Below are 16888 nucleotides of genomic sequence, written 5' to 3' on the forward strand. Positions count from 1 at the left end.
CGCATCCGAGCGTCGGGGCGCGGCTCGGCAAGATGTGCCATACTTGTATATCAGTGAGGGATTCACCGGTTGGCCGACCTCTCACCCGTCGTTCGCATCAGCGAAGAAACGAACGCCCCAGGCACACCAGGAACAGGCAGACATGCTCATCACCGACGCCCGAGTTGTGGTCAGTTCGCCGGGCCGCAACTACGTGACACTCATCATCGACACCGACGAAGGCATCCGCGGTATCGGCGACGCCACCCTGAACGGCCGCGAACTCGCCGTCGAGTCGTACCTCCGCGACCATGTGGTTCCCCTTCTGATCGGCCGGGAGGCCAACCGCATCGAAGACATCTGGCACTACCTCTACAAAGGCGCGTACTGGCGACGCGGGCCCGTCACCATGACGGCGATCGCCGCGGTCGACGTCGCTCTGTGGGACATCAAGGGCAAGGCGGCAGGGATGCCGGTCTACGAGCTGCTCGGCGGTGCCGCCCGTACCGGGGTGATGGTCTACGGCCATGCCTCGGGCAGCGACCTCGAAGAACTGGCCGACGACTTCAGCGCCCACCTCGAACTCGGCTACAAGGCCATTCGGGTGCAGGCGTCGATTCCGGGTGTGGAGAAGACCTACGGCATTCCCGCCCAGGGTGCCCACTATGAGCCGGCGAGCGGGTCGCTGCCCCAGGAGGACAGCTGGGAGACCACGTCGTATCTCGACTTCGCCCCGCGCCTGTTCGAGTTCGTCAGAGAGAGGTTCGGGTTCGGCGTGCACGTGCTGCACGACGTGCACCACCGCCTGACGCCCATCGAGGCGGGCAGGCTCGGCGCCTCGCTCGAACCCTACCGTCCGTTCTGGATGGAGGATCCAACCCCGGCCGAGGACCAGACGGCGTTCCGGCTCATCCGGCAGCACACCACCACGCCGATCGCCGTCGGTGAGGTGTTCAACTCCATCTGGGACTGTCAGACGCTCATCACCGAGCGTCTGATCGACTACATCCGCACCTCGGTGTCACACGCCGGCGGCATCACCCACCTCCGCCGTATCTTCTCGCTCGCCGAGCTCTACGGCGTGCGGAGCGGGTCGCACGGGGCCGGCGACCTCTCGCCCATCACGATGGCGGCGGCGCTGCACGTCGACCTGAGCATCCCGAACTTCGGGGTGCAGGAGTACATGGGACACACCCCGCAGACGGCCGAGGTCTTCCGGCACGACTACACCTTCGACGACGGTCTGATGCACCCGGGCACCGCTCCCGGCCTCGGAGTCGAGTTCGACGAGAAGGCGGCGGCGCACTTCCCCTACAACCCGAAGTACCTGCCCGTGAACCGCCGTCTCGACGGAACAGTGCACGACTGGTGACCGCCGAACCGCTCACCCGCGACGCCCTGGCCCGGCAGACCGGCCTCGCGGCATCCGCTCCTCCCGTTCGGATCGTGCACCTCGGGCTCGGTGCCTTCCACCGGGCCCACCAGGCCTGGTACACCGCGCACGCGAGCGACGCGGCAGAGTGGGGCATCGCCGCCTTCACGGGCCGGAGCCCGCAGGCCGCGCTCGAACTGCTGCCGCAGGGGGGCCTCTACACGCTCATCGAGCGGGCCGACTCCGGTGACTCCGCGACGGTGATCACGAGCATCGTCGAGACGAACGACGGCAGGGATGTCGCGCGCCTCGGGGAGCTGCTCCGCGACCCCGCCGTCGCCATCGTCACCCTCACGATCACGGAGGCCGGCTACCGGCTCGACCGGGAGGGCAGGCCCGATGCGGCCGACCCCTCGGTGGCGGCCGACGTGGGGCTTCTGAGGCGCCTGGTGGATGCGTCGGGCACGGCGACGCCTCCGCCGTCCGGCCTGCAGACCACCCTCGGCCGGCTGCTCTTCGGCCTGCACGAGCGCCGTTCTGCGGGGGCCACGGCAGGCATCAGCGCCCCGATCGCCATCGTGCCCTGCGACAATCTGCCGGAGAACGGGCCGGTCGTCCGGTCGGCGCTCCTGGCCCTCGCCGGGGAGGTCGATCCCTCCCTGGCCAACTGGATCGCCGTGGAGGTCTCCGTCGTGTCGACGTCGGTCGACCGCATCACTCCGAAGTCCACGCCAGCCGACGTCACGACCGCGACCAGCCTCACCGGCTGGTTCGATGCGGCCCCCGTCGTGACCGAGCCGTTCTCCGACTGGGTGCTCTGCGGGGACTTCCCGGCCGGGCGCCCCGACTGGGAGAGCGCCGGGGCACGTTTCGTCGACGGGATCGCCCCGTTCGAGAACCGCAAACTGTGGTTGCTGAACGGAGCGCACAGCCTGCTCGCCTACACGGCCAGGCAGCGCGGTCACGAGACGGTCGCTGCCGCCATCGCCGACCCCGGCTGCCTCGAAGCCGTGAACGCGTTCTGGAACGAGGCGGTGCGTCACCTGCCCGGCGACGTCGACCTGCACCTCGACTCCTACCGTTCTGCGCTGCTCGAGCGCTTCGGCAATGCTCGCATCGAACACCGTCTCGCGCAGATCGCGAACGACGCCGTGGCGAAGCTCCGCATCCGCATCGTGCCGATCGTGCTGGCCGAATGGGCGGCGGGTCGCGATGCCGACGCCTCCCTCAGCATCATCAGGGGCTGGATGTCGCAGGTGCTCCCGGGCGGTGTGCTGCACGACGGTGTCATGACGGATGCCGCCGAAGCCGACGTTCGCGCGGCCGCCGCGTCGCAGAACGGGGCGAGAGACGCTCTGCTCCGCCTGATCGACCCCCGCCTCGTTCCACTCGAAGGAGAGACCCATGAGAATCGAGAAGGCTGACGTCATCGTCACCAGCCCCGACCGCAACTTCGTCACCCTGAAGCTGACGACGGATGAGGGGCACGTCGGCCTCGGCGACGCCACCCTGAACGGGCGGGAGCTCGCCGTCGTCTCGTACCTGCGCGACCACGTTGTACCGCTACTCATCGGAATCGATGCGCACAACATCGAAGACACGTGGCAGTTCCTCTACCGCTCTGCCTACTGGCGGCGCGGCCCCGTGACGATGGCCGCCATCGCCGCGGTCGACGTGGCGCTCTGGGACATCAAGGCCAGAGCCGCGAACATGCCGCTCTACCAGCTGCTCGGCGGCGCATCCAGAACCGGCCTGCTCGCCTACGGTCACGCGTCGGGCAAGACCCAGGAGGAGCTGTTCGACAGCATCCGCTCGCACCAGGAACAGGGCTACCGGGCCATCCGCGTTCAGACCGGCGTTCCCGGGCTGAAGTCGATCTACGGCATCGCGTCGAACGCGACCTTCGAAGCCAACTCCGGCGTGCGGTACGACCACGAACCCGCCCAGCGCGGCGCGCGGCCGGCCGAGGAGGACTGGGACACCCGCAGCTACCTGCGCCACGTTCCCACGGTCTTCGAGGCGGTTCGGAACGAGTTCGGGCCCGAGCTGCCCCTGCTGCACGACGGACATCACCGCATGACGCCGATCCAGGCCGCCCAGCTCGGAAAGTCCCTCGAACCGTACGACCTGTTCTGGCTCGAGGACTGCACACCCGCCGAGAACCCCGAGGCCCTGCGGCTCGTACGCCAGCACACCACCACGCCGCTCGCGATCGGTGAGATCTTCAACACCGTGTGGGACTACCAGCAGATCATCCGCGAGCAGTTGATCGACTATGTGCGGAGCGCCGTCACCCACACCGGAGGCATCAGCCACTTGCGGAAGGTGCTCGACTACGCCGCGCAGTACCAGATCAAGTCAGGAATGCACGGACCGACCGACATCTCGCCCGTCGGCATGGCCGCGGCGATGCACCTCGGCCTGGCCATCCACAACTTCGGCATCCAGGAGTACATGAAGCACGGCGCCCGCACGAACGAGGTGTTCGAGCAGACGTTCACCTGGCAGAACGGAATGCTGCACCCGGGCACGGAGCCGGGGCTCGGAGTCTCGCTGAACCTCGACGAGGCCGGCAGGTACCCCTACGAGACGGCGTATCTGCCCTACAACCGGCTCGCTGACGGAACGGTGCACGACTGGTAGACCTGCCGCGTCGCGTCAGGCCAGCAGCGCCGCCGCCAGCGAGTCGTCGACGATGAGGGTGTTCAGATGGCCACCGGCGATGGCCGCGCGGGCGATCGGGGCTTTGCTCGGTCCCGCGGCGATGCCGATGGCCACGCCGCGGGCACCCAGGCTCTCGAGCTCGAGGCCCATGGTGCGCTGGTCCAGTTCGGGATCGGTGATCTGGCCGTCGGCTCCGACGAAGCGCGAGATCAGATCGCCGACCGCGCCGCACCCGCGGAGCGAGTCGATCAGGTCTGCGTCGATGTAGCCCGAGGCCACCAGAACCGATTCCCGGCAAAGGTCGCCGAGTGAGAACATCGCCACCGGGGCATCCCGGGCACCGCTGAGGTCGCGGCTCACACTGCGTTCGGCCTCGAGGGCCTCGCGAACGGCGATGCGGTCGACGATCGCCGGCACCTGCAGGTGGTGCGCCCGGCCCGCGCCCAGCTCGGCGAACCTGTCCATCATCTCGGCGGCGCCCGTGGCGTGGCCCGGGGCCGGAACGGCTCCGTTCAGTTGGTAGACGTCGACCTCGTGGGCCCAACCCGGGTAGAGAGCGGCCGCCACCGCCTGCATCGTGGTTCCCCAGCCGAGCGCGAGCGCCGTCTGGTCGAGTTCGAGTGACGCGAGGTAGTGCGCCCCGGCAGCGCCGACCGCGAGCAGCTGGAGGTCTCCCTCACCCTCGGGGCCCGCGAGGGTCGACGCGACCACGGCGTCGCGCAGGCCGTACCGCATCACGAGGGCGACCTCCATCCCGGTCACCCTGCTGAGCGGGTGCTGAATGTCGATGCTCACGATTCCGCTGCTGCGGGCCGACGCAAGCAGCCGCCCGACCTTGGCGCGACTGACCCCGAGACGGCTTGCCACCCGCGCCTGCGTGAGGTCGAGCCGGTAGTAGAGGTACGCCGCGCGGATGGCCAGCCGGTCATCCACGACGACAGCTCGTGCGAACCCGGTCACGAGACCGCACAGCGCACCTGAGTGAGCGAGACCCGGCCCACGCTCAGTCCCCGGCGGTGCCCCGGCGCAGCCGGTCGATCAGCACCGCGAGCAGAATGACGAACCCCATGATGATCTGCTGGTAGAACGACTGCACATTCAGCAGGGTCATCCCGTTCGTGATGACAGCGATGAAGATGGCGCCGATGAACGTACCGACGAGCGAGCCGCGGCCGCCCGCCAGCGAGGTGCCGCCCAGCACGATGGCGGCGATGGCGTTCAGTTCGTACCCGGTGCCGAGGTCGGGAACGGCGCTCTCGAGCCGCGACGCGACGATCAGCCCCGCGACGCCGGCGGTGAGGCCCGAGATCACGTAGACGAGGAAGATGACGCGGCGCACCGGGATGCCCGAGAGCCGAGCGGCCTCGGCGTTGCCGCCGATCGCCATGACCTGGCGGCCGAAGACCGTGCGATTCAGTACGAACCAACCGACGACATAGACGACGAGCATGATGACGACGGCATAGGGCACCCCGAGAATGCTGTCCTGCCCGATCCAGCCGTAACCGATGCTGTCGGGGATGAGTGTCGTACCCCCCGTACCGACATAGACGAACCCGCGGAGGAAGGTGAGGGCGGCCAGTGTCACGATGAACGCCGGCAGGGCGAAGCGGGAGATGAAGACGCCGTTGATCGCTCCGATCACCGCCCCGGCGGCCAGTGCTCCGACGATCGACACGATCGCCGGCGCGTCGGCGCTGCTGAGCACGATGGCGACCATCGCGGTCACGCCGAGCGCGGAGCCCACCGAGAGATCGATCCCCGCGGTCAGGATCACGAAGGTGCCACCGGCGGCCAGGATCGCAATGGCGCTCACCTGGCGCATGACCTCGAGCAGGTTGTTGACGCTCCAGAAGTAGGGGGCGATGATCGCCATCAAGACGACGAGGAGCACCAGCGCGACGCCGATTCCCAGCTGGTCGCTTCGATCGAGGAACTGCCGGAAAGCGCTGCGACGAGCGTCGCCGACGGGGGGAACGGAGGGTGGAGCGGTGGTGGTGGTGCTCATGACAGGGCCTTCTTGCTGAGAATCGGATTCGACGAGGTCTGGGTGCTCGGTACGCCGAAGGCGTGCTGCATGACCGCCTCCTCGGTCAGATCGACGTTCGGGAACGCGGCGACGAGTCGGCCTTCCCGCATCACGACGATCCGGTCGACGAGACCGAGCAGTTCGGGCAGCTCACTGGAGATGACGAGCACGGCGACGCCCTTGGCAGCGATGGCGTTGATGATGGCGTAGATGTCGGCCTTGGCCCCCACGTCGACGCCGCGCGTGGGCTCGTCGAGAATGAGGACCTTCGGGTTCGTCTGCAGCCATTTCGACAGCAACACCTTCTGCTGGTTGCCGCCCGAGAGCTGGCGCACCTTCATGTCGCGCGGCGACTTGATGCCCATGCGGGTGCGTTCGGAGTCGGTGACCTTCTTCACCGCCCGGCTGCGGATGACGCCGGCCGAAGACACCGAGCCGAACGAGGCCATGACGACGTTCTGCGCGATGCTCTCGCCGAGCACCAGCCCCTGGTCCTTCCGGCTCTCGGGCACCAGTGCCACCCCGGCGCGCATCGCGCCCATCGGAGACGTCGACCGGAGCAGTTCGCCGTCGATGCGCACGGTGCCCGTCTTGGCCTCATCGGCTCCGAAGACGAGCCGGGCGAACTCGGTGCGACCGCTGCCGACGAGACCCGCCATTCCCACGACCTCACCGGCGCGCACCTCGAGGCTGATCGGCCCGATGTTCTCTCCGTCGCCGAGATCGGAGACGTCGAGCACCACCTCACCCGCGGGCGGGCGGTTCTCGCTGAAGAGGGCTTCGATCGGGCGGCCCACCATCCGGGTGACGATGGCCTCCGGGCTCGCCTCGGCGATCGGCAGGGTCTCGACGAACTTCCCGTCCCGAAGAACGGTCACGACGTCGGCGAGCTTCTCTATCTCATCCATCCGGTGGGTGATGTAGACGATGGCCGTGCCCGCTGCCCGCTGCTCCTCGACGATGCGGAACAGGTTCGCCACCTCACGGGCGCTGAGCGCGGCAGACGGCTCGTCGAAGATGAGCACCTTCGGGTTGTCGGCGATCGACCGAGCGATCTCGACCAGCTGTTGCTGGCCGGTCGAGAGGTGCTCGGCCCTCTCGGTCTCGGGGAACGTCGCACCGACCCGCGCAAGCTGCTCCCGCGCCCGCTCCCGGGTGCGCCGACGGTTGAGCGTGCCGAGGCCCGTGCGGTACTCCCGCCCCATCGCCAGGTTGTCGGCGACCGACAGGTTCGGGGCGATCAGCAGCTCCTGGTGAACGAGTGCGATGCCGGCCACCTTCGCCGTGCGCACGTCGAAACTGCGCTGCTCGCCGTCGATCTCGATCGTGCCCGCATCCGGCTTGTGGATGCCGGCCAGCACCTTCATCAGAGTCGACTTGCCTGCGCCGTTCTCGCCGGCCAGAACATGCACCTGGCCGGCGAAGAGGTCGAGATCGACCCCGTTCACCACGGTCACACCGGCGAATCTCTTGACGATCCCCCGGAGCCTGACCACCGGCCGGGGGCTGTTCTCGATCGCCATCGACTATCCCCAGGGGGTGTAGTCAGCGGCGGTGGAGGCGTCGATCAGTGTGGTCGGCAGTTTCACCAGCGTCTCGGGCAGCGTGTCGCCCTTGGCGAGGGCGGCTCCCATCTCCACACCCTTCGCGGCCAGAGCCTTCGGGTCCTGGGCAGCCGTGGCGGTGATCATGCCCCCGGCGAGGATGTCGTCGGTGGCAGCCTTGGCGCCGTCGACCGAGGTGATGACGATCTTCATCCCCTTCTGCTGGGCGGCCAGTTCGACGCCGGCCGCTGTCGGGTCGTTGATCGCGAAGATCGCGACGATCGACGGGTTGGCCGTCAGGATGTCGGTGGCGACGGGCAGGGCCTTGTCGCGGCTGTTGTCACCGCGCTGCTCAGCCACGACCTTGATGTCGGGATAGGCCTGAAGTGCCGCCTTACAGCCCGCGACACGGTCGGAGACGCTCTTGATGGGAGTGCCGTCGATGATGGCGATGTCGCCCTTGCCGCCGATCTGCTCGGCGAGCGAGACGCACGACACCTGGCCCGCCTGGGTGTTGTCGGTGGTCACGTTGGCGCTCGCGTTCTTCGTCTCGGAGTCGATTCCGACCACCGGGATGCCCGCTGTGATCGCCCGCTTCACGGCGGGGCCGATACCGTCGGAGTCGACCGGGTCGATCACGATGAAGTCCACTCCCGAGGTGATGAACTGGTCGATCTGGTTCGACTGGGTGGTGACGTCTTCGCCGGCCTCCTGCGAGAGCACCTCTGCGCCGAGCGCCTTTCCCTCCGAGACCGCGGTCTCGCTCTCCTTGACGAAGAACGGGTTGGTGCTGTTCGAGACGGTCACGCCGATCTTCAGCTTGCCGTCGTCTGCGCCGCCGGCGGCTGATCCGCCTGCGCACGCGGAGACGCTGAGCAGCACTCCGACGGCGATCAGAGACGGAAAGAGATATTTCTTCTGGACTGCATTGGCCATGGTGGTTCTTCTCCTGTTGTGGTGTCGATGGTCGACGATCACGAGGCGACATCGGCACCTGTCCCTGCAGGAGCCGCCTGTCCCTGTTCCGACTCCCCCGACCGAACACCGTTGAGTGGCCGGGCGAATCCTGAACATCTGCGCAATCCCAACACATCTGCTTCGACGGTTGAGGGTTTTGAGTCAACCGCGACATTCCTCGGCACACAAGGGTGTGCGCAGGTGAGCGTTCACCTGTTGCGATGCTGCTCGAATGAGCAGGGCTCGTCACCCCGCAAGCAGCGCCAGGGCCAGCGAGTCGTCGACGATGAGCGTGTCGATGTACCCGCCTGCCATCGCGGCGCGGGCGATCGGCGCCTTCGCCGTACCGGCGGCGATGCCGATCACCCGCTCCCGCCCACCCTGCGCGCGAAGCGTCGCGAGTTCGACGCCCATCGTGCGCTCGTCGAGGCAGGTGTCGCTGAGTGCGCCGTCGGCACCGATGAACCTCGAGATGATGTCGCCCACCGCCCCACTCGCCTGCAGCGCCCCGAGGCTCTCGGAGTCGAGGTAGCCCGACGAGACGAGCACCGAGTCAGCGGTGAGGTTGCCGAGCGAGAACGCCGCGAAGGGAGCCGCGCGGGCGCCGGCCAAGACCCGGCTCACACTCCGCTCGGTCTCGAGCGCGTGTCTCACTTCGGTGCGATCGACGATGCCCGGCACCTGCAACAGATGCGCCCTGCCGTGCCCCCGTTCAGCGAACCGGTTCATGATCTCGCCGGCGCCGGTGGCGTAGTTCGACATCGGTATCGCTCCGTTGAGCTGGAAGACGTCGACGTCGTCGGCCCATCCGTCGTCGAGCGCGGCCGAGACCGCCCGCATCGTGGTGCCCCAGCCGAGCGCGACAGCCGTGTGCCTGAGCTCCAACGAGGTCAGGTAGTCGGCTCCCGCCTGCGCGACCGCGAGCAGTTGCAGGTCGTCTTCGCCGGCGAGGGCTGCGGATGACGCGACCACCACGTCGCGCAGCCCGAACCGTTTCTCGAGATCGACCTCCATCTCGGCGAGCCGAGTGAGCGGGTGGCGTATGTCGATGGTGACGATGCGCCGCTCGAGTGCGGAGGCGAGCAGCCTCCCGACCTTCACGCGGCTCAGGCCGAGCCTGTCGGCGACCTGGGCCTGCGTGAGGTCGAGACGGTAGTAGAGGTAGGCGGCGCGCACGAGGAGTCGGTCGTCTCCGGGGTTCGAGCGCACTGTGCCTGTCACGGTCTGGCCGGACTCTCGCGACCGGGTTACTGCAGGGTGATGGTCTCGACCGCGCGCAGCTTGTTGCGGATGAAGTAGTTCGCCTCACGCCCCAGGTCGTCGGCGTCGTCCCAGAGGTTCCGCCAGATCGCGAGCATGTTGCTGAACCCCGGGTCGACGACGACCGACGAGAACGACTCGAACGTGATGGGACCGGTGTAGCCGGCGATCGCCAGGGCGCGGAAGAAGGAGTCGAAGTCGACCGATCCCGAGCCGAGATAGCCGCGGTGGCTCTCTCCGATGTGGATGTAGCCGAGCTTGTCTGCCGAGGCCAGCACCGGGCCGAACATGTCGGACTCCTCGATGTTCATGTGGTACGTGTCGAGGTGGATCTTCACGTTGTCGTTGTCGATCTCGTCGAGGTAGGCCAGCGCCTCCTTCGCCGTGTTGAAGAGGTTGCTCTCGTAGCGGTTGACCACTTCGAGCCCCAGCACCATGTCGGCCGCACGGGCCTTCTCGGCGATGCGTCGCAGCACCTCGATACCGTTCCGGCGACCCTGCTCCGTGGCCGGGCCCGCATGCTTCATGAGGGCGCCGTAGGTGACTCCGATGAGGTAGTGGCCTCCGAGGTCGTGCAGTACGTCGACAGCCCGCTCGAGCAGGGCCTCGCCGGCGGCGATCGCCTCCGGGCGCTCGCTCGAGATGTCGGTGTCGTAGCTGAGGGCCAGGCTCGCGTTGATGCCGAGCCCGCTCTCATCGAGGATCGCCCGCGCCGCCTTGGCGTCGAAGCCGTAGGGATCCAGCAGCGGGAGTTCGAGCATGTCGAAGCCCGCCTTCCTGGTTCCCTCGACCATGGCACGGAAGCCCTCGTCGTCGATGCTGCCCGCCCAGACCGCTCCGTGGCATCCGATGATGTTCGTCATTGTCTTCTCTCATTCTGCGCTGGTTCTGCTTCGATGGATGGTGTGGCGGGAGGGAGGTCTTCAGCTGCCCGCGCGTCGACGTCGGAGAACTGCTGCAACCGACGGAACACCGGGTCGACCTGGGCGCTGAGCAGGTCGAAGATCTCGCGGAGCTCCGCGTAGCGGGCGTGGCGCCCAGCATCGGGCTGCAACGGCTGCGGCAGCGTGTGCCAACTCGCTGCGGCCCTGCCGATGTCGTCGATGTGGCCGGTGGCCGCGGCGGCGATCAGCGCGTTGCCGAGCAGGGCGCACTCCGCCTTCGGCATTCTGACGAAGGGCACGCCGAGCACGTCGGCCTTGATCGACACCCACAGGTCGGACTTCGATCCGCCGCCCATGGCGCGCACCTCGGTGAGCGGTCGGCCGATGATCGCCGGGGCCCGGTCGGCCCAGGCCGCGTACTGGAAGGCGATGCCCTCGAGCATCGAGCGGTAGAGGTGCGCCCGGGTGTGGCTGCCGGTGGCGCCCACCCATCCACTCCGCAGGTAGGGCTTCGCCGGGAGCACGCCCCCCTGGAAGTGCGGCAGCCAGAGCAGACCGCCGCTGCCCACCGGAACCTCAGCGGCGAGTCGCTGCAGAGTGGCGAAGGCCTCGTCGGCGGGAGCCGGGTCGTGAGCGATGGTCTGGCGCATCCATTCGGGGCCGATTCCGCCGCCGTTGATGTACGAGAACGAGATGAAACCGCCCGGCACGATCGACTTCGAGGTCACCATGGCCATGTCCGCGACATCCGGGGACCAACGGTCGATCACCATGGTGAACAGGCTCGCCGTGCCGGCCGAGTCAGACGCCTGGCCGATCTCGACGATGCCGGCGCCGAGGCACGCCACGATCTGGTCGCCGCCACCGGCAGCGATGGGGACACCCGCCGGAATACCGGTCTGGATGCTCGCCTGCTCGGTGACCGTACCAATGAGGTCGGTGGGGCTCAGGATACGCGGGAGCTTCTCGATGTCGAGGCCGAACAGCGAGATGAGTTCGGGCGACCACCGGTCGTGTTCGGTGTCGGAGAGGTTCGAGAAGCAGAGGTTCGCGGTGTCGATGTAGGCCTGGTCGACAGGCAGGCCCGCGAGCCGGGCCGAGACGAACGGCCCCGGCACCTGGAACTTCGCGGTGCGGGCGTAGACCTCGGGCCGGGTGCGCTTCAGCCAACGCTCCTTCGGGCCGTGGCTGTAGGTGGGCGGCCCACCGGAGATACGCGTGATGGTCTCTGCGTGCTCGGCCATCTCGTAGATGTCGGTGCCGCAGCGGGAGTCGAGCCAGGAGTCGAACGGCATCACCGGCTCGAAGTCGTCGCCGACCGCACCGATGCCGGCCATCTGGCTCGAGAACGAGATGCCGGCGACATCGGCTGCCCGGCCGGAGGCCTCGACGGCACGCCGGATGGCGGTGTGGGCCTGGCGTTCCATCTCGAGCAGATCCTGCTCGACGACCCCGGGGTGCGGTGTGTCGAGAACGGATTCGACCGCGGCCGTCGCGACGATCTGACCGTCGAGGTCGATGACCGCAGCTTTGATGAGCGTGGTGCCCATGTCGCAGGCGACGAAGACGGGGCCGCTCATGGCTCGACCACCGCCTTCAGGGCGACGCCCGCCGCCGAGACCCGAAAGGCCTCCAGGCTGTCTTCGAGGGCGAACCGGTGGGAGATGAGAGGCAGATACACCTCGGGGTCGGCAGCCAGGATGGCGAGTGCGGCCTCGCAGTCGTCGGTGGTGTTCGCCGTCGAGCCCGTCACGAAGAGCTCGTTGTAGTGCACGAGATTGGCGTCGATCGGCACCTCGCCCCGCCCACCCGGGAGGCCTGCGAAGAAGTTGATACGACCACCGACCGCGGCCAGCCGAAGGCTTTCGGGGTAGAGCTCGGCGACCGGTGTGGCCACGAGAACGCAGTCGGCTCCCACTTCTGCCGTCTCCTCCCACACCCGGTCGACCAGGTTCTCTGCCCGGGGGTCGATGGTGACGGTCGCTCCGAAATCGGCGGCCAGTTGCCGTCGGCCGGCCGACGTCTGGCTCACGATGATGGAACCGGCCCCGAGCTGCCGGGCGAGAATGACCGCGATGAGACCGATGGGACCAGCGCCGAGAATCACGAGGCTCTCGCCCCGTACGAGTCCGATCGCAGTGAGACCGCGGTAGACGGCGGCCAGCGGCTCCATCAGCACCGCGACAGCAGGGTCGAGACCGTCGGGCACGGGGATGAGGTTGCCCTGTTCCACCGCACGGGCGGGAATTCTGACGCTCTCTGCGAAGGCTCCGTCGATGGTCAGGCCGACGGACTCGTAGTCGAGGCAGAGGTTGGCGCGACCCCGGCGGCAGGAGGTGCAGTGTCCGCAGCTGATGTTCGGCGCGACGGCGACCAGAGTTCCGGTTGCCGGGCCGACCCCGTCGGCGCGGCCCTCGCGAACCCGGCCGACGAACTCGTGCCCCGGAACGCGAACGGTGCCGGCGGGGTAGAGGCGATGCTCCCCGCGGGTGATCTTCAGATCTGTTCCACAGATGCCGGCCAGCACCACATCGACGATGACGTCACCGTCTTCAGCTTCGGGCTGGGGTGCGTCGACCAGCCCGAGAGTGTGGGGAGCCTGAAACTCGAGAGCAAGCATTACCGTCCTGAACGTCATTGTGAGTCGGTGAGCATTTGTACAGCTGCAGAGCAGATGTTCTAGAGATGAGTCAAGGCCCTCGGCCTCTCCGGCGTCAAGAGGTGCAACATCTGTGCGCCGGAGAGGCCCGGCGCTGCTCAGAAGAGCACGCCGTGGCTCCGATAGATCAGATCAGGGCTTTGGTGTGCCAGACGGTCTTCGTCTCGGTGAGCGCGGTGATGCGCGACAGCGCAGGCGGAGCGAGCGTACGGCCGGTGGGCCGCACCACACGCTTCAGGGTGCCCGCAGCTTCGGCCTCGAGACCCGCCCAGTCCAACTCGTCTGCACCGGTCAGATCGACGGCGTTGACATCGGCGTGGGCCACCAGCCAGGGCGCCATCTCGGCCGCCGAACCGGAGAGCACGTTCACGACGCCCCCGGGCAGGTCGCTGGTCGCCAGGATCTCCGTGAGACTCACCGCGGGCAGGGGCGCGCTCTCGCTCGCGATCACGACCACCGCGTTGCCGCTCACGATCGCGGGGGCGACGGTCGAGACCAGACCGAGGAGGGAGTCTGCCGCTCCCTGCGGAGCGATCACCGCCACCACACCCGTGGGCTCGGGCACCGACAGGTTGAAGTAGGGGCCGGCGACCGGGTTCGCGGTTCCGGCGACCTGCAGGTATTTGTCGCACCACCCGGCGTACCAGACCCAGAGGTCGACGGCAGCGTCGACCTGCGCATTCGCGGCCGCCACCGAGACCCCCTCTCCCCCGACGATCTCCTGCACGAACTGGGCACGCCGACCCTCCAGCAGCTCGGCCACGCGATACAGCACCTGGCCGCGGTTGTACGGCGTCAGCGCCGCCCACTTCGCGGTCGCGGTGCGGGCAGCCACGACGGCGTCCCGGGCGTCTTTGCGGGAGGCCTTCGCCGCATTGGCGGCAAACGCTCCCTTCTTCGTCGTCACCTCGTACACCCGGCCGGATTCGCTGCGCACGAAAGCGCCGCCGATGTAGAGCTTGTAGGTCTTGGCCACGCTGAGACGGCTCATTTCGTGCTTCCTTTCGCTGCGGTGACGGCGTCGGTCGGCCCGGTCGTGAGATACGACTGGATGCCCGGCAGACCACCCTCGCGGCCGTACCCCGACTCCTTGTAGCCGCCGAAGGGGCTGGCCGGATCGAACTTGTTGAAGGTGTTGGCCCAGACCACCCCGGCCCGCAGCCTGTCGACGACGGCCAGCACACGACTGCCCTTGTCGCTCCAGATGCCCGCCGAGAGACCATAGGGCGTGTTGTTCGCCTTCGCGATCGCTTCGGCGGGAGTGCGGAAGGTGAGAACACTCAGCACGGGCCCGAAGATCTCCTCCCGGGCGATCCGGTGCGACGTCGACACCCCCGTGAAGATGGTGGGCGCGTACCAGAAGCCCCTGTCGGGCAGCACGCAGGGCGCGCTCCATTTGACGGCACCCTCGGCTTCGCCGGCGTCGGCCAGGTCGGTGATGGTCTTCAGCTGCGACGCCGAGTTGATGGCGCCGACGTCCGTGTTCTTGTCGAGCGGATCGCCCACCCGCAGTGTCGTCAGCCTCTGCTTCAGACGCTCGACGACCTCGTCGTGGATCGACTCCTGCACGAGCAGGCGGGATCCCGCGCAGCAGACCTGCCCCTGGTTGAAGAAGATGCCGCTGACGATTCCCTCGATGGCCGCGTCGATCGGAGCATCGTCGAACACGATGTTCGCGCCCTTGCCGCCGAGTTCGAGCGTGAGCTTCTTGCGGCTCCCCGAAATGGCGCGGGCGATTCCGCGGCCGATCTCCGTCGAACCGGTGAAGGCGACCTTGTCGACGTCAGGATGCTCGACCATGGCACTGCCCATACTCCCGGGGCCGGAGAGGATGTTGACGACGCCGGCCGGCAGGTCTGCCTGCTGCAGGATGTCTGCGAAGAGCAGTGCCGTGAGCGGAGTGGTCGACGCGGGCTTGATGACGACGGTGTTGCCCGCTGCCAGGGCCGGCGCGATCTTCCAGGCCAGCATCATCAGCGGGAAGTTCCACGGAATGATCTGGGCCGCCACACCGAGCCCGCGCGGGTCGGGCCCGAGGCCGGCGTGCTCGAGCTTGTCGGCCCAGCCTGCGTAGTAGAAGAACCACGCCGCCACGGTCGGAACGTCGAAGTCGCGGGTCTCCTTGATCGGCTTGCCGTTGTCGAGCGACTCCGCGACGGCGAGTTCGCGGGAACGCTCCTGCACCAGGCGGGCGATGCGAAAGAGGTACTTCGCCCGCTCGGCGCCCGGCATGCGCGACCACACTGTCGTGTAGGCCCGGCGTGCTGCAGCGACAGCGCGGTCGACGTCTTCGGCGTTGCCGGCGGCCATCATGGCGAGGTGTTCACCCGTCGAGGGTGAGATCGTGGCGAACGGGGTGCCGTGCCCCTCGACGTACTCGCCGTCGATGAACAGGCCGTATTCCTCGCGGAGAGAGAGGATGCCGCGGGACTCGGGGGCGGGCGCGTAGTCGAGAAAGTCCAGCGCAGAGGGGGTCGTGAGTGTCATGGGGTCGCCTGTTCTAGTCGATGGTCACGTAGTCGGGGGCGGAGTAGTGCCCTGTGCTGAGCTTCTGGCGCTGCAGCAGCACATCGTTCAAAAGGCTCGATGCGCCGAACCGGAAGAGGTGCGGCTGCAACCACTCGACTCCGGTGGTCTCGGCCACCGTCACCAGGTACTTGATCGCATCTTTCGACGTACGGATGCCGCCGGCCGGCTTCACGCCGATGCGCTCACCGGTCAACCGGTACCAGTCGCGAACGACCTCCAGCATCGAGAGGGTCACCGGAAGGGTCGCCGCCGGCGCCACTTTGCCTGTCGACGTCTTGATGAAGTCGCCCCCGGCGAGGATCGAGAGCCAGGATGCCCGGCGCACGTTGTCGTAGGTGTTCAGCTCACCGGTCTCGAGAATCACCTTCAGGTGCGCGTATCTCCCGTCGGGGCGTCGGCAGGCCTCCTTCACCGCGACGATCTCGTCGAAGACCTCGCCGTAGCGGCCCGAGAGAAAAGCTCCTCGATCGATGACCATGTCGATCTCATCCGCACCGGCAGCGACGGCCTCGGCCGTGTCGGCGAGCTTCACCGAGCGCGAAGCGCGCCCACTGGGAAAAGCCGTGGCCACGGCGGCGACGTTGATGCCGCCGGGCGCCGTGTCGAGCCCGTGCGAAGCGCCGAGCGCATCGACGGCCGAAGCCACCATGTCGCCGTACACGCACACCGCAGCGACCCGCGGGCAGGTGGGGTCCGCGGCATCCGGAGTCAGGGCCTTCGCGACCAGCGAGCGCACCTTGCCCGGGGTGTCTGCGCCCTCGAGCGTCGTCAGGTCGATGAGGGAGATGATCGTGTCGAGCGCGCGCGCCTTCGACGTCGTCTTGATGGATCGGGTGCCGAGGCTCGCTGCCCGGGCTTCGAGGCCCACGGCGTCCACGCCCGGAATGCCTTCGAGGTACCGGCGCAGGCTGGTGTCGGAGACGGGGCCGCCGAGCACCTCTGCTGCGCGGTCCGTCGGCGCGTTCTGCGCCTTGACGGGAATCTGACTGGTCACGGTGTTTCCTTCCGAGG

14 protein-coding genes are annotated in these 16888 nt (G+C 67.9%); 3 read left to right on the plus strand and 11 right to left on the minus strand.

Features of this window, described 5'->3' with window-relative positions:
• Positions 1-142: 142 nt before the first annotated feature.
• Genes manD (C5B96_RS06025) through manD (C5B96_RS06035) form a run of 3 tightly spaced genes read left to right on the plus strand, consistent with a single transcriptional unit; the run spans position 143 to position 3994 of the window.
• The gene (gene manD, locus C5B96_RS06025; protein ID WP_104243924.1) at positions 143-1351 is read left to right on the plus strand and encodes a D-mannonate dehydratase ManD; all 1209 of its coding nucleotides are present in this window, start codon (positions 143-145) and stop codon (positions 1349-1351) included.
• Entirely contained in the window at positions 1348-2775 is a 1428-nt protein-coding gene (locus C5B96_RS06030; protein ID WP_233189032.1) for a mannitol dehydrogenase family protein, read from the plus strand. The genes manD (C5B96_RS06025) and C5B96_RS06030 overlap by 4 nt, the downstream gene beginning before the upstream one ends.
• A complete protein-coding gene (manD, locus tag C5B96_RS06035) occupies positions 2756-3994 on the plus strand; it encodes a D-mannonate dehydratase ManD (protein ID WP_104243926.1) in 1239 nt (412 codons plus the stop codon). Before C5B96_RS06030 ends, manD (C5B96_RS06035) begins: the two co-directional genes overlap by 20 nt.
• Positions 3995-4009: 15 nt before the next feature.
• On the opposite strand, the gene C5B96_RS06040 is transcribed toward manD (C5B96_RS06035), so the two are convergent.
• The 11 genes from C5B96_RS06040 to deoC all read right to left on the minus strand — a co-directional run bounded on the left by C5B96_RS06040 (position 4010) and on the right by deoC (position 16871).
• Positions 4010-4948 carry a sugar-binding transcriptional regulator gene (locus C5B96_RS06040; RefSeq protein ID WP_146078094.1) on the minus strand — a complete coding sequence of 313 codons (939 nt, stop codon included), beginning with the start codon at positions 4946-4948 and terminating at the stop codon, positions 4010-4012.
• A gap of 70 nt (positions 4949-5018) precedes the next feature.
• A complete protein-coding gene (locus tag C5B96_RS06045; RefSeq protein WP_104243930.1) occupies positions 5019-6023 on the minus strand; it encodes a ribose ABC transporter permease in 1005 nt (334 codons plus the stop codon).
• The gene (locus C5B96_RS06050) at positions 6020-7567 is read right to left on the minus strand and encodes a sugar ABC transporter ATP-binding protein (protein ID WP_104243932.1); all 1548 of its coding nucleotides are present in this window, start codon (positions 7565-7567) and stop codon (positions 6020-6022) included. The genes C5B96_RS06045 and C5B96_RS06050 overlap by 4 nt, the downstream gene beginning before the upstream one ends.
• A gap of 3 nt (positions 7568-7570) precedes the next feature.
• On the minus strand, positions 7571-8524 hold the full coding sequence (locus C5B96_RS06055; protein ID WP_158507120.1) for a substrate-binding domain-containing protein: 954 nt from the start codon (positions 8522-8524) through the stop codon (positions 7571-7573).
• Between the two features lie 267 nt (positions 8525-8791).
• On the minus strand, positions 8792-9766 hold the full coding sequence (locus C5B96_RS06060; RefSeq protein WP_146078095.1) for a sugar-binding transcriptional regulator: 975 nt from the start codon (positions 9764-9766) through the stop codon (positions 8792-8794).
• 26 nt (positions 9767-9792) lie between these two features.
• A complete protein-coding gene (locus C5B96_RS06065; RefSeq protein WP_104243938.1) occupies positions 9793-10668 on the minus strand; it encodes a sugar phosphate isomerase/epimerase in 876 nt (291 codons plus the stop codon).
• Positions 10665-12269, minus strand: coding sequence for an FGGY-family carbohydrate kinase (locus tag C5B96_RS06070; protein WP_104243940.1), 1605 nt, complete (start codon positions 12267-12269; stop codon positions 10665-10667). The genes C5B96_RS06065 and C5B96_RS06070 overlap by 4 nt, the downstream gene beginning before the upstream one ends.
• Positions 12266-13309: an alcohol dehydrogenase catalytic domain-containing protein gene (locus C5B96_RS06075; RefSeq protein WP_158507121.1), complete on the minus strand. Its 1044-nt coding sequence runs from the start codon at positions 13307-13309 to the stop codon at positions 12266-12268. Before C5B96_RS06075 ends, C5B96_RS06070 begins: the two co-directional genes overlap by 4 nt.
• Before the next feature lie 166 nt (positions 13310-13475).
• Complete coding sequence (locus tag C5B96_RS06080; protein ID WP_104243944.1) at positions 13476-14339, minus strand: aldehyde dehydrogenase family protein; 864 nt, start codon at positions 14337-14339, stop codon at positions 13476-13478.
• Complete coding sequence (locus C5B96_RS06085; protein WP_104243947.1) at positions 14336-15835, minus strand: aldehyde dehydrogenase family protein; 1500 nt, start codon at positions 15833-15835, stop codon at positions 14336-14338. The genes C5B96_RS06080 and C5B96_RS06085 overlap by 4 nt, the downstream gene beginning before the upstream one ends.
• Positions 15836-15848: 13 nt before the next feature.
• Positions 15849-16871, minus strand: a complete 1023-nt coding sequence (gene deoC / locus C5B96_RS06090) for a deoxyribose-phosphate aldolase (RefSeq protein WP_233189033.1) — start codon at positions 16869-16871, stop codon at positions 15849-15851.
• Positions 16872-16888 lie beyond the last annotated feature (17 nt).

Origin of the sequence: Subtercola sp. Z020 (assembly GCF_002931235.1) — a bacterium.
GTDB lineage: Bacteria > Actinomycetota > Actinomycetes > Actinomycetales > Microbacteriaceae > Subtercola.